Annotated in this window: 21 protein-coding genes; 17 read left to right on the top strand and 4 right to left on the bottom strand. The window is 60.4% G+C overall.

The window, feature by feature from the left end:
* Nucleotides 1–26: 26 nt before the first annotated feature.
* From KDX39_RS22470 to KDX39_RS22455, 4 genes are read left to right on the top strand one after another with little or no spacing between them, the layout of a single operon-like run.
* Nucleotides 27–566, top strand: coding sequence for a chemotaxis protein CheW (locus KDX39_RS22470; RefSeq protein WP_210075462.1), 540 nt, complete (start codon nucleotides 27–29; stop codon nucleotides 564–566).
* A gap of 9 nt (nucleotides 567–575) precedes the next feature.
* Nucleotides 576–1,385 carry a CheR family methyltransferase gene (locus tag KDX39_RS22465; RefSeq protein WP_231661857.1) on the top strand — a complete coding sequence of 270 codons (810 nt, stop codon included), beginning with the start codon at nucleotides 576–578 and terminating at the stop codon, nucleotides 1,383–1,385.
* Entirely contained in the window at nucleotides 1,382–1,915 is a 534-nt protein-coding gene (gene cheD, locus KDX39_RS22460) for a chemoreceptor glutamine deamidase CheD (RefSeq protein WP_231661856.1), read from the top strand. Before KDX39_RS22465 ends, cheD begins: the two co-directional genes overlap by 4 nt.
* Nucleotides 1,878–2,954, top strand: coding sequence for a protein-glutamate methylesterase/protein-glutamine glutaminase (locus KDX39_RS22455; protein ID WP_099228620.1), 1,077 nt, complete (start codon nucleotides 1,878–1,880; stop codon nucleotides 2,952–2,954). The genes cheD and KDX39_RS22455 overlap by 38 nt, the downstream gene beginning before the upstream one ends.
* A 42-nt stretch (nucleotides 2,955–2,996) precedes the next feature.
* On the opposite strand, the gene KDX39_RS22450 is transcribed toward KDX39_RS22455, so the two are convergent.
* From KDX39_RS22450 to KDX39_RS22440, 3 genes are all read right to left on the bottom strand, one after another.
* Nucleotides 2,997–3,923 carry a Gfo/Idh/MocA family protein gene (locus KDX39_RS22450; RefSeq protein WP_231661855.1) on the bottom strand — a complete coding sequence of 309 codons (927 nt, stop codon included), beginning with the start codon at nucleotides 3,921–3,923 and terminating at the stop codon, nucleotides 2,997–2,999.
* A 123-nt stretch (nucleotides 3,924–4,046) separates the two neighbouring features.
* Nucleotides 4,047–4,823: a DeoR/GlpR family DNA-binding transcription regulator gene (locus KDX39_RS22445; protein WP_231661854.1), complete on the bottom strand. Its 777-nt coding sequence runs from the start codon at nucleotides 4,821–4,823 to the stop codon at nucleotides 4,047–4,049.
* Between the two features lie 238 nt (nucleotides 4,824–5,061).
* A complete protein-coding gene (locus tag KDX39_RS22440) occupies nucleotides 5,062–6,801 on the bottom strand; it encodes a dipeptidase (RefSeq protein WP_231661853.1) in 1,740 nt (579 codons plus the stop codon).
* Between the two features lie 673 nt (nucleotides 6,802–7,474).
* Between KDX39_RS22440 and arnB the strand changes: the two genes are divergently transcribed.
* The 8 genes from arnB to KDX39_RS22400 are packed head-to-tail and all read left to right on the top strand — an operon-like array spanning nucleotide 7,475 to nucleotide 16,292.
* Complete coding sequence (arnB, locus tag KDX39_RS22435; protein WP_231661852.1) at nucleotides 7,475–8,623, top strand: UDP-4-amino-4-deoxy-L-arabinose aminotransferase; 1,149 nt, start codon at nucleotides 7,475–7,477, stop codon at nucleotides 8,621–8,623.
* Nucleotides 8,620–9,633 carry an undecaprenyl-phosphate 4-deoxy-4-formamido-L-arabinose transferase gene (arnC, locus tag KDX39_RS22430; protein WP_231661851.1) on the top strand — a complete coding sequence of 338 codons (1,014 nt, stop codon included), beginning with the start codon at nucleotides 8,620–8,622 and terminating at the stop codon, nucleotides 9,631–9,633. The genes arnB and arnC overlap by 4 nt, the downstream gene beginning before the upstream one ends.
* Entirely contained in the window at nucleotides 9,630–11,621 is a 1,992-nt protein-coding gene (gene arnA, locus KDX39_RS22425; RefSeq protein ID WP_231661850.1) for a bifunctional UDP-4-amino-4-deoxy-L-arabinose formyltransferase/UDP-glucuronic acid oxidase ArnA, read from the top strand. The genes arnC and arnA overlap by 4 nt, the downstream gene beginning before the upstream one ends.
* Nucleotides 11,621–12,502 carry a 4-deoxy-4-formamido-L-arabinose-phosphoundecaprenol deformylase gene (gene arnD / locus KDX39_RS22420; protein ID WP_231661849.1) on the top strand — a complete coding sequence of 294 codons (882 nt, stop codon included), beginning with the start codon at nucleotides 11,621–11,623 and terminating at the stop codon, nucleotides 12,500–12,502. Before arnA ends, arnD begins: the two co-directional genes overlap by 1 nt.
* On the top strand, nucleotides 12,499–14,151 hold the full coding sequence (gene arnT / locus KDX39_RS22415) for a lipid IV(A) 4-amino-4-deoxy-L-arabinosyltransferase (protein ID WP_231661848.1): 1,653 nt from the start codon (nucleotides 12,499–12,501) through the stop codon (nucleotides 14,149–14,151). The genes arnD and arnT overlap by 4 nt, the downstream gene beginning before the upstream one ends.
* A complete protein-coding gene (gene arnE / locus KDX39_RS22410; RefSeq protein WP_231661847.1) occupies nucleotides 14,148–14,492 on the top strand; it encodes a 4-amino-4-deoxy-L-arabinose-phosphoundecaprenol flippase subunit ArnE in 345 nt (114 codons plus the stop codon). Before arnT ends, arnE begins: the two co-directional genes overlap by 4 nt.
* Nucleotides 14,489–14,920: a 4-amino-4-deoxy-L-arabinose-phosphoundecaprenol flippase subunit ArnF gene (arnF, locus tag KDX39_RS22405; RefSeq protein ID WP_231661846.1), complete on the top strand. Its 432-nt coding sequence runs from the start codon at nucleotides 14,489–14,491 to the stop codon at nucleotides 14,918–14,920. Before arnE ends, arnF begins: the two co-directional genes overlap by 4 nt.
* Nucleotides 14,898–16,292 (top strand): UDP-glucose dehydrogenase family protein, encoded by a 1,395-nt coding sequence (locus tag KDX39_RS22400; RefSeq protein WP_231661845.1) that lies wholly within the window; start codon nucleotides 14,898–14,900, stop codon nucleotides 16,290–16,292. Before arnF ends, KDX39_RS22400 begins: the two co-directional genes overlap by 23 nt.
* A gap of 2 nt (nucleotides 16,293–16,294) precedes the next feature.
* Here KDX39_RS22400 and KDX39_RS22395 read toward each other — a convergent pair whose 3' ends face one another.
* Entirely contained in the window at nucleotides 16,295–17,773 is a 1,479-nt protein-coding gene (locus KDX39_RS22395) for an ArnT family glycosyltransferase (RefSeq protein WP_231661844.1), read from the bottom strand.
* Nucleotides 17,774–18,074: 301 nt separating this feature from the next.
* On the opposite strand from KDX39_RS22395, the gene KDX39_RS22390 reads away from it, so the two are divergent.
* The 5 genes from KDX39_RS22390 (at nucleotide 18,075) to KDX39_RS22370 (ending at nucleotide 23,159) form a co-directional block, all read left to right on the top strand.
* The gene (locus tag KDX39_RS22390) at nucleotides 18,075–18,710 is read left to right on the top strand and encodes a nuclease-related domain-containing protein (RefSeq protein ID WP_231661843.1); all 636 of its coding nucleotides are present in this window, start codon (nucleotides 18,075–18,077) and stop codon (nucleotides 18,708–18,710) included.
* Between the two features lie 118 nt (nucleotides 18,711–18,828).
* Complete coding sequence (locus tag KDX39_RS22385; RefSeq protein ID WP_231661842.1) at nucleotides 18,829–19,896, top strand: FUSC family protein; 1,068 nt, start codon at nucleotides 18,829–18,831, stop codon at nucleotides 19,894–19,896.
* Nucleotides 19,897–20,058: 162 nt separating this feature from the next.
* Nucleotides 20,059–20,520, top strand: a complete 462-nt coding sequence (locus KDX39_RS22380; protein ID WP_180274341.1) for an Lrp/AsnC family transcriptional regulator — start codon at nucleotides 20,059–20,061, stop codon at nucleotides 20,518–20,520.
* Between the two features lie 152 nt (nucleotides 20,521–20,672).
* Nucleotides 20,673–22,352, top strand: a complete 1,680-nt coding sequence (locus KDX39_RS22375; RefSeq protein WP_231661841.1) for a flavin monoamine oxidase family protein — start codon at nucleotides 20,673–20,675, stop codon at nucleotides 22,350–22,352.
* A gap of 15 nt (nucleotides 22,353–22,367) precedes the next feature.
* A complete protein-coding gene (locus tag KDX39_RS22370; RefSeq protein WP_231661840.1) occupies nucleotides 22,368–23,159 on the top strand; it encodes a carbon-nitrogen hydrolase family protein in 792 nt (263 codons plus the stop codon).
* Nucleotides 23,160–23,283: the final 124 nt, after the last annotated feature.

Here is a 23,283-nt window from a genome sequence, read left to right as displayed (position 1 = left end):
GATACAGGTCATACAGGGAGAACGACATGGGCGCACTGGCCAAGACACACCAGACCGCATCCGCAGTGGAAGAAGAGGCGCAGTACCTGACCTTCATGCTCGGTGGCGAGATGTTCGCCATCGGCATTCTGGGCATCAAGGAAATCATCGAGTACGGCAGCCTGACCGTGGTGCCGATGATGCCCTCGTTCGTGCGCGGCGTGATCAACCTGCGGGGCGCTGTCGTGCCGGTGGTCGATCTGTCGGCGCGGTTTGGCCGGCAAAACTCGGAAACCACACGACGCAGTTGCGTGATCATCATCGAAGCCAGCACTGAAGACGGTCAGCCGCAGGACATCGGTCTGCTGGTCGATACGGTTTCGGCCGTGCTGGAAATTCCCGCTTCGCAGATCGAGCCGCCGCCCAATTTCGGCGCGCGCATTCGTGCCGACTTCATCAGCGGCATGGCCAAGGTCGAGGGCAAGTTCGTCATCGTGCTGGAGGTCGAGCGCGTGCTGTCCATCGACGAGATGTCGAGCCTGGCCGAAGCAGGCCAGACGCCTGCTCTCGATTTCGACGCACACTGAGATTCGCACATGCCTGACACAGCCGCACTCAACGACCGCGAATTCGGCCAGTTCCAATCCTGGCTGTATCGCGCAGCGGGTATCAATCTGTCGCCTGCCAAGAAGGCGCTGGTGGCCGGTCGCCTGTTCAAGCGTCTCAAACACTATGAACTGAAAAGCTATGGCGACTACTTCAAGCTGATCATGACGGACCAGCGACACGGTGAACTACAGATCGCGCTGGACCTGCTGACGACCAACGAGACGTACTTCTTCCGGGAGCCCAAGCATTTTGATTTTCTGCGCCAACACGTGTTGCCCCTGGCAACGCCGGGCAAGACGTTTCGACTGTGGAGCGCTGCCAGTTCATCCGGCGAAGAGCCCTACAGCCTGGCCATGACCCTGGCCGAAGGCCTGGGGAGCACGCCCTGGGAAATCATCGGCTCGGACATCAGCACTCAGGTGCTGGCCAAGGCGCGCACCGGTCATTACCCCATGGAACGCGCGGGCACGCTTGCGCAGCCGTTGCTGGTCAAGTACTGCCTGAAGGGCACCGGGCGTCAGGAAGGCACCTTTCTGATCGAGAAGTCGCTGCGCAACCGGGTCAATTTCGTTCAGGTGAACCTCAACGAAACCCTGCCGGATCTGGGCGAATTCGACGTGATCTTTCTGCGCAACGTGATGATCTATTTCGACCAGGAAACCAAGAGCAAAGTCGTTGCGCGCCTGCTGCCGCGTCTCAAGCCGGGCGGCTTTTTCATCATCAGCCACTCGGAAAGCCTCAACGGTGTGAACGACACCCTGAAGCTGGTCGCCCCCTCGATTTACCGCAAACCATGAAAAAGCCTGTCGGCGCGGCCGAAGTGGTGCTGGCTCCCGGTGAAGTGAGCTTTGCGACCCGCCCTACCCGTCTGCGCACTCTGCTGGGGTCCTGCGTGGCAATCACCTTCTGGCATCCGCTGCGGCATATCGGCGGCATGTGCCACTTCATGCTTCCGGGACGCATACGCAGAGGCCAGCCACTGGACGGCAAGTACGCCGATGAAGCACTCGAATTGCTGATCCGCCATGCCCGAATCAATGACACACGGCCTGAGGACTACCAGGTCAAGCTGTTCGGCGGTGGCGAGATGTTTCCCTGCCATCGCAACGGTCTGCATATGCATGACGTTGCCAACCTCAACATCAACGCCGCCCTGAATCTCGCCGAGCAGCACCACTTGCACCTGATGGCCCAGGACATGGGCAGCACTGGCTACCGCAACATCATCTTCGACCTTTGGAACGGCAACGTCTGGGTCCGGCACACACCAACAGGGACCATCGAAAAAGATGCCAACCAAAAAAATAAGCGTACTACTGGTCGATGACTCGGCCGTGGTTCGTCAGGTGCTGCTGGCGATCCTCAATGACACGCCCGACATGCATGTGATGGGTGCCGCTTCGGACCCGATCTTTGCCATGGACAAGCTGGCCAAGGAATGGCCGGACGTCATTGTGCTGGACGTGGAGATGCCGCGCATGGACGGCATTACTTTTCTCAAGAAGATCATGAGCGAGCGGCCGACGCCGGTGGTGATCTGCTCGTCGCTGACGCAGAAAGGCGCAGAAACCTCATTGCAGGCACTGTCCGCAGGCGCCGTGGAAATCATCACCAAACCCACCACGGGCCTGAAGAACTTCCTCATCGAGTCGGCAGCAGAATTGGTGACGGCGATCCGAGCGGCGGCCAACTCCAACGTCAGGAATCTGGGAAAGCGTGCTGCGGTTCCGGTCTTGGCGCCCGCCAGCAAGCTCACTGCTGATGCCATCCTGCCCGCTGCCAACGGCCACGCCATGGCTCAGACAACCGAACGGATTGTCGCCATCGGTACCTCGACCGGGGGAACCCAGGCGCTGGAAGCTGTGCTGACGTCCTTGCCCCGGGTGTGTCCTGGCATGGTCATCGTCCAGCACATGCCGGAGAAATTTACCGCCTCGTTCGCGGCACGCCTCAACGATCTGTGCCAGATAGAAGTTCGCGAAGCGAAAAACAACGACCGGATCCTGCCCGGACTGGCGCTAATTGCGCCAGGCGGCAAGCACATGATGGTGACCCGCAGCGGCGCCTACTATCACGCCCAGGTCATCGACGGTCCGCTGGTCAACCGGCATCGGCCGTCGGTGGATGTGCTGTTTCGTTCGGTGGCCAAATTCGCGGGCAAGAACGCCACCGGGATCATCATGACCGGCATGGGCGACGACGGCGCGCGTGGTCTCAAGGAAATGCTCGATGCCGGCAGCTCGACTGTCGCTCAGGACGAAGCAAGCTGCGTGGTGTTCGGCATGCCCAAGGAAGCCATCAAACTCAACGCCGCGCAACGCATCATGCCGCTGCAGGAAATCCATCAGGCCATACTGCATCGTTAGGCCTGCGCATCAGGAAACCGAACCTGGAGAGCAACCCGGCCATCAATCGTAAAACGGCGCAACCGGCACCCGGCTGCCCACGAAAAAGCTGTCCGCCACCAGCCGCAATGGCTGCAGGTCCAGGTCGCTCTTCCTATCGCCAATCAGCTGCTGAAAATGCCGGTATACCACGGTGTATTCGCCCTCTTGCGAGACTGTCTGGCGCACGCCATCGATGCTCAACAACGCGCCTCCGTTATCCAGCCGCAGGACGCCTTCTGCGCAACGGATTTCAATGCTCCACAGTTCGTTTTGACCGTGGTCGAAGTCGAACTCGGCGCGGATGTCGAGGTGGCGGGCGTCGGACATTTTAATGTCAGCGGCGATGGGCGACTGGCAGTTGTCGGGGACACGCAGTTCGGCGGACTCGACGAACAGTTGCAGCGGTAACAGGTGGGTCAGGATCGACAGGGCATTGATGCCCGGATCGAAAACACCAAGACCGCCGGGCTGCCAGATCCACGCCTGGCCGGGGTGCCATTTGCGGACATCTTCTTTCCATTCGATCTTCACGCTATTCAGGGTGCACGTCGCAAGCCAGTCACGGGCGACTTCGATGCCGGGTGCGTAGCGCGAATGCCAGGCGAACAGGCCGCTGACGCCTTGTTCGTGCACCTGACTCACCAACTCCATGGCTTCACCCAGCGTGGCGCACGGCGGTTTTTCGACCAGCACATGTTTGCCAGCAGCGATGGCTTGCTGCACCAGCGCGAATCGGCCTTGGGGCGGTGTGCAGAACGCGATGGCGTCGACTTGCGGCCCGTTTTCGAGCAGTTCGGTCAGGGACTTGAAGTTCTCGACCCCGGCACAGGGCTGGCCTTGGGTGGCGACAGACACGAGCGTGAAGGCGGGGTTGGCGAAGATGGCGGGGACGTGCTGGTCCTGAGCGATCTTGCCGTAGCCCACCAGACCGAGACGAATGGGTTGCATCGGTGACTCCTGATTCTTGTACTTATTAGAGGGTGCGATTAATAGTCATACTAATTAGGGAGCAAATTAGACGTAAATGACGTGCCAGACAATGGGCAAACGCGACATACGTCAGTTTTCCGCTCAGGCTGCGGTCACGAGATTGGCAATCCTGCCGAGAAACGGGTCGAGCCGCTCGCGTGGCGCGTCTTGCTCGACCACCAGCGCCGCCACGTCTTCGCACTGGGCTACCTGGTAGTGAGCAACGCTGGACAGCTTTTCATTGGTCACGGCCACCACAATCTGACCGCTCGCTGCGACGACTGCGCGCTTGAACTCGGCGTCTTCCAGCCCGAATGCAGTGACGCCGTTGTCCGGGTCCAGCGCGCAGGCGCCGAGGAAGCACAGGTCGAAGTTGAACTGACGCAGTTGCCGGACCGCCGTCAGGCCGATCACGCCTCCCGCCGTCGGATTCAGGCGGCCACCCAGCAGAATCACTTCGGCGTTGGGCAATGCCATCAGTTGCACGGCAATCAGTGGCGAATTGGTGGTGAGGGTCAGGTGAAGCCGCGGATCAATGGCGCTGGCGATGGCAAAGTTGGTGGAACCGGCGTCGATGAAGACATGCTGCCCGTCGCTGAGCAGGGAAGCTGCGGCCCGTCCGAGGCTGTCTTTGCGTGTGGTGTCCTGCTGCACACGTGCGGCCATGGGGCCTTCGGCACTGCGCAACAAGATGGCGCCGCCATACACGCGCTTGCACAGACCCGAGGCGGCCAGCGCGCTGAGGTCGCGGCGGATCGAGTGTTCAGACACGTTGAATTCACTGGCCAGATCGGCCGCAATCACCCGGCCATAACGGGCCAGGCGCTCACTGATCAATTGCTGGCGTTCGCCGGGAAAGGTTTCGTGGGTGGGAGTCATGACAATCTGAGCCTGCATAAACGAGCATTAACGATCGAAAACGAGCGCTAATATGCCGGGCAGGTGGTGGAGCGTCAATCGGTGTGTAACGACCGATGTGGCACGGAGCGTCCCGACGGCACGCCCACGCAGAGCATTGGTGTGATCAAACACCACCCCCGCGTGGGAACGCCGCTCAGGACACTATGCGCCCCGGAACTTCATGTTAATACCGAGCAGAAACAATCAGGCTCTCGGTTCAAAGCTTCGGCAACTGCCCGATACGTCCCATCATTTCCGTCACGATCTGCAGGTCGAGCAAGAATTGCTCGGTGGTCTTGAACTCGCTGTCGGTGTGTCCGGTGTATTTGGCTTCAGGTCGAGCCAGACCAAACTGCACGCCGTTGGGCAAGTTGTGGACCGAGGTAGCGCCCGCCGAGGTGCCGAATTTGTGCGGCATGCTCAGGTTTTCAGTGGCGACGGCCAGAAGCGCCTTGACCCATTCACCTTCAGGGTTGCGGTACATCGGCTCGGCGATGGAGTAATCGAACGCAGGCGCAATCTTGCTCTGCTTGCTCCATGCCGTCAGCTTTTCAGCGATCTCGGCCTTGAGCTTCGCAGGCGACTTGCCTTTCGGTACGCGCAGGTTGACCGCGAGTTTGAAGGTCTTCGCATCCATCCCCACGAAGGTCAGGGAAGCGGTCAAAGGCCCCATGAACTCGTCCGAGAAACCGACACCCAGCTTGCTGCCCAGATAATCCAGCCCCCAGTTGTCCGCCGCATAGCGGGCCGCGTCGGTGATGTGGTTGTGTTTCAGCGCAAGCTTGCCGTCGAGGCTGTTGATGAAGTCGAGCATTCTGGCCACCGGGTTGACGCCCGAGGCGGGCTCGGACGAGTGGGCAGACACACCCGTGACGGTCAGCGTCACATCTTTGCCCTCGACCGCAGCGTCCACCTGAAAGTCGCCACCGTTGCGCCTGGCGTACTCGGCACCGGCCTTTTGCAGCTCGGCGGCCAGCTCTGACGGGTTGTCCGCCACCAGCGTGGCGACTGATTTCGATGGAATCTGATTGGTCGCCGCGCCGCCAGTCAGCGAGGTGATTTCCGCCCCCTTGCCCTCCCCTTTACGCACGGGGAAGTTCGCCATCACGGTGCCGTAACCTTTCTCGGCGATGACCACCGGGTAGCTGCCGTCCAGCGCCAGGTTGTAGTTCGGCGTCGGGTTGCGTTCGAAGTAATACGGAATCGCATCGCCGGAGGTTTCTTCGGTGGTGTCGATCAGCAGTTTGAAGTTTCGGGCCAGCGGCAGCTTTTCTTCCTTGATGACTTTCATGGCGTACATCGCGACCACGATGCCGTTCTTGTCATCCTCGGTACCGCGACCGTACATGCGATCACCAATCAGCGTGACCTTGAACGGGTCGAGTCTGGTGCCGTCCGGCAGCACCCAGTTCGCAGGCGTCACAGGCACCACGTCAGCGTGGGCATGAATACCGACGACTTCTTCGCCCGCGCCTTCGAGCGACACTTCATAGACGCGGTTGTCGATGTTGCGGAAGTTAAGGTTGAACGACTCGGCGAGTGTCTTGAGCTTCTCGGCGATCTTGATGAACTCGGGGTTGTCGTGCTGCGCAACACCTTCCACGGCGAAGGTCGGGATGGCGACCAGTTCACGCAGGGTTTCATTCGCTGCACTGCCATATTTCACGCGGGCGTAAATACCCAACAGCCGATGGATTTCGTTTTGCTGCTCGGCCGTCAGGGTTTTGTTGCCGAGAAAGGCATGGATAGCAGGCTCGAGGCTGGCGGTTTTGGCCAGATCACTTTTCGCGACGCTTGCCAGGAACTGTCTGAAATCAGTCGCCGATTTTTCGTTGAAAGCTTTCAGAATGTCCGCACTTTGTTGCGGCGTGATATTGGCCAGCGCAAGCGGTGTGAACGCTGAAAGGCTGGCGAACATCAGGGTCGTTGCGGCCAGATGCCTGAGTGAAAGGTTCATTGTTGAGGGCATTCCTTCGCGGAGAGTTGTGAGAAATAGCTGATCAGTCGATCAGAAACATCTCAAAATAACACCTCGCAGGATGAATGCGGGAGCCAACAGAACACGCGTTGTCGCGTTGGCGGTTGAAAGCGGCGCAGAACTGCAAAAACGAATACTGGCACTTTGTATTGCATCCCCCATGCAAAACATGACGCCTGAACGAACGCTTAACTAACTCGATTCTCGATAAACGAGCCGATTAAAACAGCCAAACAGCACTCAATAAAACGCGCCAATACGACGCCAGCTTAAAATACTCGCAAGACAATTAAATGAATTCAAATTAAATAATTCACCCTCGACAGACAAAGCTGTCGCCTCACTTAACGACTCCAATCTTTCAGTACAGCGCACTCTGTTTTGGATCAACAATGATCCATCCGCCGAGTGATCGTGCGCCTTGACACCGGTACGGAAGCCTTTGAAAACGGGCTGTACGCTCGAGACAAGCGACGACTCACGTAATGATTGACGGCGTTGAAAGCGTTAACTGCTTGCAGTTTAAACCCTCAGACGCGGGCCTGTTCCTGACCGTTAGACATTTGATTAAACGGCGGCCATTGAATGTCGTTTATCGACGGCGTGGCATAAACACACTTCACGTTATTTAGCCTGCGTGGGAAACCCATTGATGAATCAGTCTTTTCTTCCATTTTCGCGTCCGTCCATGGGCGATGAAGAGATTGCGGCCGTTACTCGCGTATTGAAGTCTGGCTGGATCACCACCGGACCGGAATGTCAGAAGCTCGAAGAGCAGTTCGCCGAGCGGGTAGGCGCGCTGCATGCCATTGCGCTGTCATCCGCGACAGGTGCCATGCATCTCACGTTGCTGGCACTGGGTATCGGTCCTGGCGACGAAGTGATCACCCCGTCCCAGACCTGGGTTTCCACCGCCAACATGATCTGCCTGCTGGGTGCGACCCCGGTGTTCGTCGATGTGGATCGCAACACGCTGATGGTGGATGCCGCACACGTCGCACAGGCCATCACGCCCCGGACAAAGGCGATTGTTCCGGTGCATTACGCAGGTGCCGCGCTTGATCTCGACCCGCTCTACGCGCTGGCCAGCCGGCACGGCATTGCGCTTATCGAAGACGCTGCCCATGCGGCCGGCACCGAATACAAAGGGCGGCCGGTCGGTGCTCGTGGTACTGCGATCTTCTCGTTTCACGCCATCAAGAACATGACCTGCGCCGAGGGCGCGATGTTCGTCACCGATGACGGCATGCTGGCCGCTCGCGTGCGCCAGTTGAAATTCCACGGCCTCGGCGTCGATGCCTATGACCGCTTAACGATGGGACGCAAGCCGCAGGCCGAGGTCATCGAACCAGGGTTCAAGTACAACCTGGCCGACCTCAACGCCAGCATTGCCCTGGTGCAGTTGCAACGCCTGAACGCGATCAATGCCAAGCGTCAGATGCTTGCCAGTCGCTACCTCGAAAGGCTCGCCAGCAGCGCCGTATTGCCCTTGTCGCAATCCGGCTACGCGCAGCGCCACGCCTGGCACCTGTTCATTCTGCGCATCGACGTCGAGCGCTGCGGGCTGGATCGCGATGCGTTCATGAAAGCGTTGCAGACGCACAACATCGGCAGCGGCATTCATTTCATCGCCACCCACCTGCACCGCTATTACCGCCAGCGCTTCCCCGACGTTCACCTGCCGGACACCGAGTGGAATTCATCGCGCCTGTGTTCCATCCCGCTGTTTCCCGACATGACCCTGGACGATGTCGAGCGGGTCGTGAACGCCATTGAATCAATCGTGGAAGCCCGGCCTTGAAACCCTACCCTATTCACTGTGTGTCAATCGTCATCCCGGTCTACAACGAGCAGCAAAGCCTGCGGGAACTGCTACGGCGTACTGAAGCAGCGTGCGCACTGCTGCGTCATGATTACGAGATCGTACTGGTCGATGATGGCAGCCGCGACCAGTCCGCCGAGATCCTGCAACAGGCCGCCGAACGCGAAGGCAGTCCGGTCGTTGCAGTGATCCTGAACCGCAATTACGGCCAGCACGCGGCGATCATGGCCGGTTTCGAGCAGTGCAAGGGCGATGTGATCGTCACCCTCGATGCCGATCTGCAAAACCCGCCGGAAGAAATCCCGCGCCTCATTGCGCTGGCCGAACAGGGTTACGACGTGGTCGGCACAGTGCGCAACAAGCGTCAGGACTCGGCCTGGCGACGCTGGCCCTCGAGACTGATCAACCTCGCGGTGCAGCGTTCGACGGGCGTGGCCATGAACGACTACGGCTGCATGCTGCGCGCGTACCGCCGCACCATCGTCGACGCGATGCTGGCCTGCCGTGAACGCAGCACGTTCATACCTGTCCTGGCCAACAGCTTCGCCCGCCACACCACTGAAATACGGGTCGAGCACGCCGAGCGCGAGCATGGCGATTCGAAGTACAGCCCCATGCGGCTGATCAATCTGATGTTCGACCTGATCACCTGCATGACCACCACGCCCTTGCGGCTGCTCAGCATCGTCGGTTTCAGCATGGCGTTTCTGGGCCTTCTGTTCGCCGTGATGCTCATCGTGCTGCGGCTGATCTTTGGCGCGCCGTGGGCCGAGAACGGCACCTTCGTGCTGTTCGCCGTGCTGTTCGTGTTCACCGGCGGCCAGTTCATCGGCATGGGCCTGCTGGGCGAGTACCTGGGCCGGATGTACAGCGATGTGCGAGCCAGGCCGCGCTTCTTTATCGAAAAGGTCGTACGCAGCTCAACCGAGACGACGACCGACAGTGTGGATTCCTCTGCTTCTCCTTATCTGAACAAGGTTGCGCCATGAGCATTAAAGCTGTCGTTTTCGCTTACCACGATATTGGCTGTGTCGGGCTGCAGGCGCTGCTGGAGAGTGGCTATCACATCTCTGCCGTGTTCACCCATGCCGATGACCCCGACGAAAAAACCTTCTTCGGCTCGGTCGCGCAACTGTGTGCGCAGCACGACATCCCGGTGCACGCCCCAGAGGACCCGAACCATCCGCTGTGGATCGAGCGCATCGGCAAGCTGGACCCGGACTTCATCTTTTCCTTTTACTACCGCCAGCTGCTCAGCGAGCCCCTGCTGGCCTGTGCCAGGAAAGGCGCCTTCAACCTGCACGGTTCGCTGCTGCCGCGCTATCGCGGCCGGGCACCGGCCAACTGGGTGCTGGTCAATGGCGAACGCGAAACAGGCGTCACCCTGCACCAGATGGTCAAGCGTGCGGATGCAGGTCCCATCGTGGCGCAGCAGCGCGTGCCGATCAGCGCGCTGGACACAGCCCTGACCTTGCACGGAAAACTGCGCAAGGCCGCCGCCAATCTGCTCTCCGACGCGTTGCCGCTACTGGCGCGAGGCCGATTGCCCGGCACGCCGCAGGACGAATCCCAGGCGACTTACTTCGGCCGTCGCACACCGGCCGACGGACTGATCGACTGGGCACGCCCAGCCGTGCAGTTGAACAACCTGATTCGTGCTGTGACCCAGCCCTACCCCGGCGCTTTCTGCCCGGTGGGCGAGCACAAGCTGATTATCTGGAGCGCACGTGTGGAAGAGGCCGACCACGGTCTGGCGCCCGGCACGGTCATCAGCTGCGATCCGCTGCGCATTGCCTGTGGCGAGGGCGCTCTGGTGATCGGTGCAGGCCAGCGCGGCGACGACGGTTTATACCTGAGCGGCGTACAACTGGCCCGCGAGTTGGGACTGGTCGAGGGTTCACGTCTGCAGGGCCAACACCAGACCGGTTCGAAACGCCGCACACGCGTGCTGATTCTGGGCGTCAACGGGTTTATCGGTAACCACCTGTCAGAGCGTTTGTTGCAGGATGACCGCTATGAGATCTACGGCATGGACATCGGCTCGGACGCCATCGAACGTCTGCGCGCCAAGCCCGACTTTCACTTCATCGAAGGCGACATCAGCATCCACACCGAGTGGATCGAGTACCAGATCAAGAAATGCGACGTGGTTCTGCCGCTCGTGGCAATTGCGACGCCCATCGAATACACCCGCAACCCGCTGCGCGTGTTCGAACTGGATTTCGAAGAAAACCTGAAGATCGTTCGCTATTGCGTGAAGTACAACAAGCGGGTGATTTTCCCGTCCACCTCGGAGGTGTACGGCATGTGCCAGGACGCCAGCTTCAAAGAGGACACGTCGAACCTGGTGGTCGGCCCGATCAACAAGCAGCGCTGGATCTACTCGGTGTCCAAGCAACTGCTGGACCGGGTGATCTGGGCCTACGGTCAGAGGGGACTGCAATTCACACTGTTTCGCCCGTTCAACTGGATGGGGCCGCGTCTGGACCGTCTGGATTCGGCGCGGATCGGCAGCTCGCGCGCCATCACCCAGTTGATCCTGCATCTGGTGGAAGGCACGCCAATCCGGCTGGTGGACGGCGGCGCACAGAAACGCTGCTTCACCGACGTGGCCGATGGCATCGAAGCACTGGCGCGCATCATCGAAAATCATGGCAATCGCTGCGACGGCCAGATCATTAACATCGGTAACCCGGATAACGAAGCCAGCATCCGGCAATTGGGCGAAGAGCTGCTGCGCCAGTTCGAAGCGCACCCGTTACGCTACAACTTCCCGCCGTTCGCGGGGTTTCGTGAGGTGGAAAGCCAATCCTTCTACGGCAAGGGCTACCAGGACGTCAGCCACCGCAAGCCCTGTGTCGACAACGCCCGACGACTGTTGGACTGGACGCCCACCATCGAGCTGAGCGAAACCATCGGCAAAACCCTGGACTTCTTTCTGCGCGAAGCCATGGCCGAACAAACGGATCGGCGCTGATGCAGGCAGGCCTGAGAGTCGACGTCGACACCTACCGTGGCACCCGCGAAGGCGTGCCGCGCCTGCTGGACATACTGGAGGAAGCGCAGGTCAAGGCGACGTTCTTTTTCAGTGTCGGTCCGGACAACATGGGGCGTCATGTCTGGCGGCTGATACGCCCGCAGTTTCTGTGGAAAATGCTCCGTTCCAGAGCCGCCAGTCTTTACGGCTGGGACATTCTGCTGGCTGGCACCGCCTGGCCGGGCAAACCCATCGGCCGCGACCTCGGTCCATTGATGCGCAGGGCCATGGACGCAGGCCATGAAGTCGGCCTGCATGCCTGGGATCACCATGGCTGGCAGGCCAATGCCGGGCACTGGAACCCGGCGCGACTGCACGCGCAGATACGTCGGGGGGTCGACTGCCTGAGCGACATTCTGGGCGGGCCGGTGACCTGTTCGGCAGCGGCTGGCTGGCGGGCCGACGAGCGTGTGGTACAGGCCAAGCAGTCTTTCGGGTTTCGCTACAACAGTGATTGCCGGGGTCACTCGATGTTTCGCCCGACCCTGGCTGATGGCACGCCGGGCACTCCACAGATTCCGGTGGACCTGCCGACCTTTGACGAGGTGGTCGGCCCGCACATGGAGGCCCACGCGTTCAACGCTTTCATTCTCGGTCGTTTTGCGGCCGAGCGACTGAATGTCTATACACTGCACGCCGAAGTCGAAGGCATCGTCATGGCCGAAGACTTCAGGCAATTGTTGGCGCTGGCGCGCGTTCAAGGCATCCGCTTCCAGCCGCTTGGCAACCTGTTGCCGGACGCCCTCGAGCATTTGCCCTCCGGTCAGGTGATTCGCGGAACACGCCAGGGGCGTGAAGGCTGGCTCGGGGTGCAGCAATGACGACAGGCCGCCATCGCGATATCGCCCTGCTGTTACTCGCTTTCGTCGTGGGCTACCTGCTGCCGCTCGGCTCCCACGGGCTGTGGATTCCAGACGAGACGCGCTACGCGCAGATCAGTCAGGAAATGCTCCACAGCGGGCAATGGACCGCGCCGTACTTCATGGGTGTGCGGTACTTCGAAAAGCCTGCAGCGGGTTACTGGTTTATCGCAGCCGGACAGGCGGTCTTTGGCGAAAACCTGTTCGGCGTACGCATTGCCTCGGCACTGAGCACGGGCCTGAGCACGCTGCTGGCCTACCTGATCGCTGCCCGGATATGGAACGAGCCGCGTAAAAGCGTTGCCAGCGCACTGCTGTTCATGAGCTTCGGCTTCGTTGCCGGACAGGCCGGTTATTGCAACCTCGATCCGCAATTCACCCTGTGGGTCAACCTGTCACTGGTCGCATTCTGGTTCGCCATTCAACACGAAGGCCGCGCGCGACTGGCGGCCTGGACGGTGCTTGGTCTGGCCTGCGGCATGGGGTTCATGACCAAGGGCTTTCTGGCCTGGGTGCTGCCGGTACTGATCGCGGTGCCCTACATGCTATGGCAGAAACGTTTGCTCGAGTTGATGCGCTACGGGCTGCTCGCCATTGTCGTCGCCATTGGCGTATGCCTGCCCTGGGTGCTGATGGTCCACGCTCAGGAGCCCGACTACTGGCGCTTTTTCTTCTGGCACGAGCACGTACGCCGTTTCGCCGGCGAAGATGCGCAGCACGCCCAGCCGGTCTGGTTCTATGTACCCACACTGATTGCCGCCAGCCTGCCCTGGGCCCTGCTGCTGCCTGTAACGTTCAGGCAGGCATGGCAGCAAAAACAGCAACCGGCCATCGGTTTCCTGCTGATGTGGACGCTGTTTCCGCTGGCCTTTCTGAGCCTGAGCCGTGGCAAGCTGCCGACCTACATCCTGCCCTGCCTGTTGCCACTGGCCCTGCTGATGGCCGACGCGCTGGTCGAACGCCTCAAGCACGGCCAGGTTACGGCCCTGCGCCTCAATGGCGGGTTCAACGCCGTCGCCGCCCTCGTCGGTCTGGCGGCGCTGCTGTGCCTGCAATGGAAAAACCCGGTCTACGACCACGAACCGATGCACCTGCTGCTGGCCATCGGTGTGCTGACGGTCTGGATGCTGGCCAACGCGCTGCAGGGTCTGCGGCCTCTGTCGGCCTGGGCGATGCCGGCAGCGGGCAGTCTGCTGCTGGTGGCGCTGTTGCCCGCAGCGCTGCCTTACAGCCTGGTGTACGACAAGACACCCGACCAGTTCGTGGCCCGACACTTCTCGGAGCTGGCGGTCAGCCAGTCGTTGTTGAGTAATGATCTGGGGGCGGCCTCGGCGCTGGCCTGGCGTTTGAAACGCCCGGACATCGCGTTCTTCAATACGGTAGGCGAGCTGAAGTACGGTCTCGGCTATCCGGATGCCAGTCAGCGCAAGGTCAGCCTGAACAGCATTGATGCCTGGATGACCGAGGCCCGGCGCAAGGGTCAGGTCGGGGTGATCATGCGCGGTGACGGCAGGGAGGAATTACGCGAGATCGATGCGTTGCCCAAGGACGGCAAGCGCTATGAGGAAGGTGATCTGATCATCGTGATCTACAGGCAGTCGGCATCATGACCTGGCTGTTGCTGTTGACCGCGTGCGCGCTGACCTGCCTGGGACAGATCGCCCAGAAATGTGCCGTCGAAAGATGGCGAGGCCAGTTCACCGGCCTGCGGGTCGCTGCACGCTCGGCATGGTTGTGGCTGGCGATGTCTTGCCTGGGACTTGGGTTGCTTGTCTGGTTGATGGTGCTGCAGCGCCTTGAGGTTGGCGTCGCGTATCCCATGCTGGGCCTGAACTTCGTGCTGATCACCCTGACCGGTCGTTACCTGTTCCATGAGCCGGTCGACCGCAGGCACTGGCTGGGCGTGATGCTGATTCTGGCGGGCGTCGTTCTGTTGGGACGTCAGGCATGAGCCGTCGTGGCGTAATGCTCGCGCTGGGCAGCGTTGCGCTGGTCAGTGCCGCGCAACTGGGCATGCGCTGGAGTATGAGCCGCCTGCCCTCGCCCGCGCAGTTGTTCGAATTTCAAAACGTTGGCGCAATCGACTCAAGCGCGGTGACCATCATCTGCCTCGCAACGGGCGCTTACGCGCTGTCGATGCTGCTCTGGCTGATGGCCCTTCGCAGCCTGCCCCTGAGTCGTGCCTATTCCTTACTGAGCATCAGCTACGCACTGGTCTTCGTGCTGGCCGCTGGCCTGCCGTTTTTCCATGAGACGGTCACGGTTTCGAAAACTGTGGGTGTCATCCTGATCGTGATGGGGGTTCTGACCATCAACCTTCGGCGCATTTCTCGCACTTCTCTTCAGGGTTCTCTCCATGAAAATCAGCGTTTTCGGTAGCGGATATGTCGGTCTGGTACAAGCGGTGGTGCTTGCCGAAGTGGGTCATGACGTTGTGTGCATGGACATCGATCAGGCCAAGGTCGACCAGTTGCGTCAGGGGCAGGTGCATATCTATGAGCCGGGCCTTGCCAGTCTGGTACGGGAAAACCTCGACAACCATCGGTTGAGTTTCACCAGCGATGAGCAGATGGCCGTCGAACATGCCGAGGTCCTGTTCATCGCCGTCGGCACGCCATCCTGCGAGGACGGATCGGCGGACATGCGCAGCTTCTTCGCCGTGGGCGAGAGCATCGCCAGGCACCGCAGCGAGCCATTGATCATCGTGGAAAAATCCACAGTGCCGGTGGGCAGTGGCGACGCGTTGCGTACGCATATCGACAAGGCCTTGCGACAGGCAGGGCGCTTGCTGCAGTTCGACATCGTCTCCAACCCCGAATTTCTCAAGGAAGGCTCGGCCGTCAAGGATTGCCGCCGCCCGGACCGTATCGTCATCGGCTGCGAAAGCGAAGCGGTCAGAAAGGTCATGCGCGAGCTGTATGCTCCCTTCAACCGCAATCATGACCGGATCATGTTCATGGACCTGCGCAGCGCCGAACTCACCAAGTACGCGGCCAACTGCATGCTGGCGACCAAGATCAGCTTCATCAACCAGATCGCCGAACTGGCCGAACACCTGGGCGCGGACGTCGAAGCGGTACGACTGGGTATCGGTGCCGACTCGCGCATCGGTTACGACTTCATTTACCCCGGCTGCGGCTACGGCGGCTCATGCTTTGGCAAGGACATCCGCGCGCTGATTCACAGCGCCCGCGAAGCCCATTGCTCCAACGACCTGCTGTCGGTGGTCGAGGCCATCAACGAGCGGCAGAAGAACAAACTGTTCGAGCGGGTCAATGCGTTCTTCAAAGGTGATTTGCGCGGCAAGACCTTTGCCTTGTGGGGCCTGGCGTTCAAACCCAACACCGATGACATGCGCGATGCGCCGAGCAGGGTGTTGATGGAAGCCTTGTGGGCGGCGGGCGCAACCGTGCGCGCGTTTGATCCCGAGGCCATGCAGGAGACCCAGCGGATCTACGGCTATCGCAAGGATCTGGTGCTGATGGGTACCCCGGAATCGACCCTCGACGACGCCGACGCCCTGATCATCTGCACCGAGTGGCAACAGTTCAAGGCACCCGATTTTGACCTGATCCAGCAACGGCTCGGCGCTCCAGTGATCTTCGACGGACGTAATCTGTACGACACCGAGCGCCTGTCAAAAAGCGGCTTCCATTATTTCCCGATCGGCCGTGGCGAATCGTGCGAGCTGCCGATCCCACAGAAACAGTGGATGCCTGTGCAGCCGGTCGCCAATCGCCAGACTTTCTGAGCTCAACTGCCAGGCGTCGAGCGGTCGTAGCTGACGAAATAGTAGCTGCGACTGCCGACCTTCACTTGCTGGATGGCCTTGAGCGGCGGCGCAGGCTCGCTCGTGCGCTCCATGATCGCCACATTACGCGAATCGCTCATCAGGAAACGGTTGACGCTTGCGTCGCTGTCGTAAGCGTCAAGCAAGGCGTGAACGTAAAATGCACTCGCACCTGACAACCGCTCGCTGGGCTGGAACAAGGCCACCTGATGCCCCTGAGCCTGCAGTGCCTGAACGGTCGTGGCCAGCGGCAGGAACGAGAAGTGTCGGTCTTCCCGCGGCAACAGCCACACCGCTGCCGACAGGTAGGCCGTAACGGTCAACGCGATGCCCGTTGTCATCAGCGTGCGTTGGTGGCGTACTGCAAATGCGGCAATCATCGAGTTTCGGGACCGCGCCTTGAGCCTTTCACCCAGCACCGCCGCGTACTCTGCTGCAATCACTGCCGCTGCGGGTGCCGCCGACATCAGATAGACCATGCGCTTGCTGGACGCCAGCGTCAGCAGCAGGAACTGCGCAGCCAGCCAGAGACTGAAGAACAACAGATACCGATTGGCGAGCAGTTGCCTGCGAAAATGCCAGAGCCCGAGGTACACCAGAACGTTCCAGGGCATGAACGCTTCGGGCAGTTTGGCGATGTAGTAATAAAACGGCTCGTAGTGCCCGGCCTCCTGAAAAGAGCCGTCGAAGCGACCGACACTGTTGGTCCACAGCACATCCTTGAGTGATTGCACGCCGCCCTGCCCGTACAGGAAATACAGCCAGACCATCAACGGTATCAACCCCAGCAGCGTGAAGGCCGCCGGACACAGCCAGTCGACCAGGATCAGCCGCCGTTGTCGCACCGTTTCGCAAAGCAGCCAGGCGAAAATCACCACACCCGGCAGCGCCAGTCCCAGCACGCCCTTGCTCAGCGTCGAGATGGCGATACCCAGCGTGAACAACCACCACACCCAGAATTTTCGAGGGTCCGACGGCGCTCGATTGACCGCATGAACATACATCAGCAAAGCCATGGTCACGCCAAGCGCCAGCAGTGCATCTTCACCGACCTGGCGTGAGTTGGACCAGAAGCTGGCCAGGGTTGCCAGCATGAACGCGGCCAGCCAGGCGACCGGTGCCGGACGCGCCATACGCTTGAGCATCGCGTAGAGCAACAGGACGCTGAACAACCCGGCGAACGCCGACGCCAGCCGCACCGCCCAGGGCGTGGCACCCAACAGCCGGATCGCGCTGGCATCGAGCCAGACACTCAACGGCGGCTTTTCCAGAAATGGCTGCCGGCTCAACGTCGGCATGACCCAGTTGTCCGTCAGGTGCATCTCCATGGCGATACCCGCCACGCGCGGCTCCGTCGAACTCTGGAGTTGATGGTTACCCAGTGCAAAGAAGAACAGCAGGACGCTCAGCATCAACAACCACAGCGTGCGAGAAGCCAGCATTGCAGCGATCCGGTAAGCCAGGAGGACTCGCAGTATAGGCACCCGGATATGCCCGATTCATGAAACAAAGCGTCTCGTTCAGGTGTTTCGCATCCCTTGAAACACACGCAAAAGCGGGCCGCCGAATAGAAACGCCATGAGCTGACCCGAGCAACAGGCCATCCGCCTGCCCTGCTGCGGTCGCAGTACGCGCTATGCGATCAACTGGCCGTGACGATCAAGAATTCCTGAATCCGTCCGAAAGCCTTTCAACCGCACACGCTGAACCCCGCAATCACCTTGCACATGGAAAGGACTCCAGATGAATTACACCGCCATACTCGGTCCGGCCTTGAACATGCTCATCTGGCTGGTTCCGGCCGTGCTGTTTGTGGCGTTCCTGAAATCTCCCTGGGCGAAAGGCCAGATCGGAGAGTTCTGGGTGCGTCTGTTCACGCACTGGAAACTGGACAGAACGGTCTATCGTCGTCTGAACAATGTCACGCTGAATACGGTCGATGGCACGACGCAGATCGATCATGTGTTTCTTTCGCCTTTCGGCATTTTCGTGCTGGAGACCAAGAACATGAGCGGCTGGATCTTCGGCGGCGAGAAACAGCCGCAGTGGACGCAGAAAATCTATCGTCGTACTTACAAATTCCAGAACCCGCTCAGGCAGAACTACAAACACCTCAAGGCGCTTGAAGCGACGCTGGGTGTCAGCCTGGAGAACGTTCACTCCGTGGTCTGCTTCGTCGGTCAAAGCACGTTCAAGACCCCGATGCCTCCCAACGTAACTCAGGGCATCGGCTACATTCGTTACATCCGCTCTTTTCAGCAGCCGGTGTTCAGCGACGCGCAGGTCGATGCCCTGATGCAGACCTTGCTGAGCAGCAGGCGAGCGCCCACGCGAGCGACCCACCGTGAGCACGTGCAGAAACTCAAGCGTCGCCGATGATTGTTTCCGCGCCGGCCATCACTCAGAAACCAGCCGCCTGCATCATCAAATGTGGCTTACTGGCAACCATTGCCATCCAATCAGGGATTTCTTCCCCACCCTCGCGGTCTTTTAACGCATGACGAATTCGCGCTCTGCTTACATACCTTCCTGGCTTCGCCCTGTTCTGCGTCCCTTGCTGGATCCGTATCGCCGTTATCGAAATGCACGGCTGATCCACGCGGCGCGGATTTCAGTGGGTTTGCTGGTGACCATTCTGCTGACCACCGGGCTCAATCTGCCCCATGGCGAGTGGGCGTCGGTGACCATGCTGATCGTGATCGGCGGATTGCAGCACCACGGCAACATCGGCAAGAAATCGGTCGAGCGGGCCTACGGCACCTTGATCGGTGCGGGGCTGGGCCTGATGGTCGTAGTGCAGCAGGGTTATCTGGAAATACCCCTGCTGACCTACGCGATCATGTCGGTGCTGTGCGGTTTCTTTGCTTATCACGCCATCGGCAAGGGCGGTTACACCGCGCTGCTGTCGGCCATCACGCTGTTCATCGTCGCAGGGCATGGTTACAACCCGATCAGCGACGGGCTGTGGCGCACCGTGGATATTCTGATCGGTATCGCCCTGGCGCTTGTCTTCTCCTTTGCCCTGCCGCTGTACGCTGTGTTTTCGTGGCGTTACAACCTGGCCAGCGGACTGCGTGATTGCGCCAAGGTCTACGGACGGATCGTGCAGGGTCAGCCCGTGACAGCCGATGAGCATGTGAAGCTCACCGCAAAGCTCAACGCAACGATGCTGCAACTGCGCTCGCTGCTCCCGTCGGTGTCCAAGGAAGTGAAGATGTCGATGGTCGAGCTGGACGCCATTCAAGGACACTTCCGCATGTGCCTGAGCACGCTGGAAATCCTCGCCAATATTCGCCCGGCCAATCTGGATCAGATAGCGGGAGAGTCATTGAAGGCATCGCTGGATACCGAGTACCGGCAGGTCCGTCGTCAGTTGATCGGCATGGCCCGAGCGCTACAGACCGGCGCGACCGACCGGCTGGCGCGCTCTTCGGAAACGAACCCTGCGAAACCCGACGTTCCCGCCGAGCTGGTGGGCTATCAACTGATGACTCAACAGCTGGCGCACAATCTGGACGGTTTGCAGGCGCGTCTGGCCAAGACTGCCAGGCGCTGGAAGTTCTGATACAACGCTGATTCACCGCAGGCATGCGATTGTGGGAGGCGGCTTGCCGGCGAAGGTGTCAGGCCAGTCAATGATGGGTTGCGTTGGAAACCCAGATCGCCGGAAAGCCGCCTCCCACAAAAAGTATTTTGCCAGTAGCCTGTGTTTTTGATGGAGATTCCTGTGTCCGCTGCTCACCCACCCGTGCTGGACGAAATAGACCGCAAGCTGATCGCCGCCCTGCAGATCAACGCCCGCGAGAGCGTTGCCACGCTGGCCCGCCAGCTGGGTATTGCGCGGACCACGGTCACCTCGCGTCTGGCGCGGCTGGAGAGCACCAAAACGATCACGGGCTACGGCGTGCGTCTTGGCCAGCGTGTGGTTGATGGCGGTTTGCAGGCCTATGTCGGCATCACCGTGCAACCGCGCTCGGGCAAGGAAGTGTTGCGTCGGCTGAGTGCGCTGGCGCAGGTACAGCAACTGTGTGCAGTCAGCGGCGAGTTCGATTACGTGGCATGGCTTCGCACCGACTCACCCGAGCAGCTGGACGAACTGCTGGACTTGATCGGCAGCGTGGACGGCGTTGAAAAGACCACCACGTCCATCATCCTCAGCAGCAAGATCGACCGGGGCCAACCGGTGTGAAGCTGATCAAACCTACGGACATCTGCGCAAAATAACCGCCAGCTTCGTCACTTTGCACAAACAAACATCATATCGACGACACTTTGCGTCTTATTAACGTACGCGCGCTTATCTAGACTGTTGTTTTTCGCCGTTGCCCACCAAGGTCAGTCATGAAAAACAACCGTCACCCCGCCAACGGCAAGAAGCCGATCACCATGTTTGGTCCGGATTTTCCGTTTGCCTTCGATGAATGGATCGAGCACCCGAAAGGTCTGGGCAGCATCCCCAAGGAACAGCATGGCGCGGAAGTGGCGATCATCGGTGCCGGTATCGCCGGGCTGGTAGCCGCTTATGAGCTGATGAAGATGGGCCTGAAACCCGTGGTCTACGAAGCGTCCAAGATGGGCGGACGTCTTCGCTCGCAAGAGTTCGAAGGCGCCAAGGGCATCGTCGCCGAGCTGGGCGGCATGCGTTTTCCGGTGTCGTCGACGGCATTCTTTCATTACGTCGACAAACTGGGCCTTGAATCCAGACCCTTCCCTAACCCGCTGACGGCGGCCTCGGGCAGTACAGTCATCGATCTGGAAGGCACCACCTATTACGCACAGATGCTGTCGGACTTGCCCGTGCTGTTTCAGGAAGTCGCCGACGCCTGGGCCGATGCACTGGAAAGCGGCTCGCAGTTCGCTGACATTCAGCAGGCGATTCGCGACCGTGACGTGCCGCGCCTCAAGGCGCTTTGGAACAAACTGGTCCCGCTGTGGGACGACCGCACGTTCTATGACTTCGTCGCGACCTCTAAGGCGTTCGCCAAACTGTCGTTCTACCACCGCGAAGTGTTCGGCCAGGTCGGTTTCGGCACCGGCGGCTGGGACTCGGACTTCCCCAACTCGATGCTGGAAATCTTTCGCGTGGTCATGACCAATTGCGACGAACATCAGCACCTGATCGTCGGTGGCGTGCAGCAGGTGCCGGTCGGTCTGTGGAGCCATGTGCCCGATCATTGCGCGCACTGGCCCAAAGGCACCAGCCTGTCATCCCTGCACCGCGGCGCACCCCGTCCCGGCGTGAAGCGCATCGCTCGCAGCGAAGACGGCAAACTGACCGTGACCGACAACTGGGGCGATACCCGCCAGTACGCTGCCGTGCTGACCACTTGCCAGAGCTGGCTGCTCACCACCCAGATCGAATGCGAGGAAACGCTGTTCTCGCAAAAGATGTGGATGGCGCTGGACCGCACGCGTTACATGCAGTCGTCGAAAACCTTTGTCATGGTCGATCGCCCGTTCTGGAAGGACAAAGACCCGGAAACCGGCCGCGACCTGATGAGCATGACCCTCACGGATCGCCTGACCCGTGGTACTTATCTGTTCGATAACGGCGACGACAAGCCGGGCGTGATCTGCCTGTCGTACTCGTGGATGAGCGACGCGCTGAAAATGCTGCCGCAACCCATCGACAAGCGCGTAAAGCTCGCACTGGACGCCCTGAAGAAGATCTACCCGAAAGTCGATATCGCCGCGCGCATCATCGGCGACCCGATCACCGTTTCCTGGGAAGCCGACCCACACTTCCTCGGCGCGTTCAAGGGTGCGCTGCCGGGCCATTACCGCTATAACCAGCGCATGTACGCGCACTTCATGCAGCAGGACATGCCCGCCGAACAGCGCGGCATGTTCATCGCCGGTGACGACGTGTCCTGGACGCCCGCCTGGGTGGAAGGCGCGGTGCAGACGTCGCTGAATGCGGTGTGGGGCATCATGAACCACTTTGGCGGCAAGACTCACGCCGAAAACCCAGGCCCCGGCGACGTGTTCAATGACATCGGGCCGATTGCACTCGCCGACTGACAGAAGGGAATCCCCATGCGTGTCGCTTTGTATCAATGCGAGCCCATGCCGCTGAACGTCAGCGGCAACCTGACTCGGCTGGAACACCAGGCCCAGGCGGCGGCCGCGCAAGGTGCGCAGGTGCTGGTCTGCCCGGAGATGTTTCTGACCGGCTACAACATCGGCGCCAGGGCCTGCGCTGAGCTGGCGCAGGCGCAGGACGGACCTGCCGCACAGCGCATTGCGGAGATTGCCCGTCAGTACGCAATTGCGATTCTGTACGGCTACCCGGAACGCAGCGTCGAACAGCGGATCTACAACGCCGTGCAGTTGATCGACAGCCGAGGCGAGCGATCGAGCAACTACCGCAAGACCCACCTGTTCAGCGAGCTGGACAAGTCGATGTTCAGCGCGGGAGAGGATCTTGGTCCCGTGGTCGGGCTGAACGGCTGGCGGCTCGGGATGCTGATCTGCTATGACGTGGAATTCCCGGAGAATACCCGCCGTCTGGCACTCGCCGGTGCCGAGCTGATTCTGGTGCCGACCGCGAACATGGCCCCCTTCGATTTCGTCTGCGACGTGACCGTGCGGGCGCGAGCGTTCGAAAATCATTGTTACGTGGTGTACGCCAATTACTGCGGCAGCGAGGGCGAGATTCGCTATTGCGGCCTGAGCAGCGTCTGCGCACCGGACGGCAGCCGTCCCGCCCTGGCAGCGCAGGATGAGCGGTTGCTGATCGCCGATCTGGACCAGGCGCAACTCGCGCAGGCCAGAACGGTGAATGACTATTTCAAGGATCGCAGGCCGGATGTGTACTCACTGCGATAAGCCCGCACCGATCATGCCCGCGCGCAGCGATGGGCATAATCAGTGCCGAGGCCTGTTCATAGCCATAGGCACCTCGCGGAGCGGCCTGATTATCCGCTAGCATGACGTTCTGTCTCCCCAGCCC

This window comes from Pseudomonas sp. CDFA 610 (assembly GCF_021147865.1).
Taxonomy (GTDB): Bacteria; Pseudomonadota; Gammaproteobacteria; order Pseudomonadales; family Pseudomonadaceae; genus Aquipseudomonas; species Aquipseudomonas alliivorans.
Note: the sequence above shows the minus strand (reverse complement) of the source record. Positions and strands in the feature narration are given on the sequence as shown.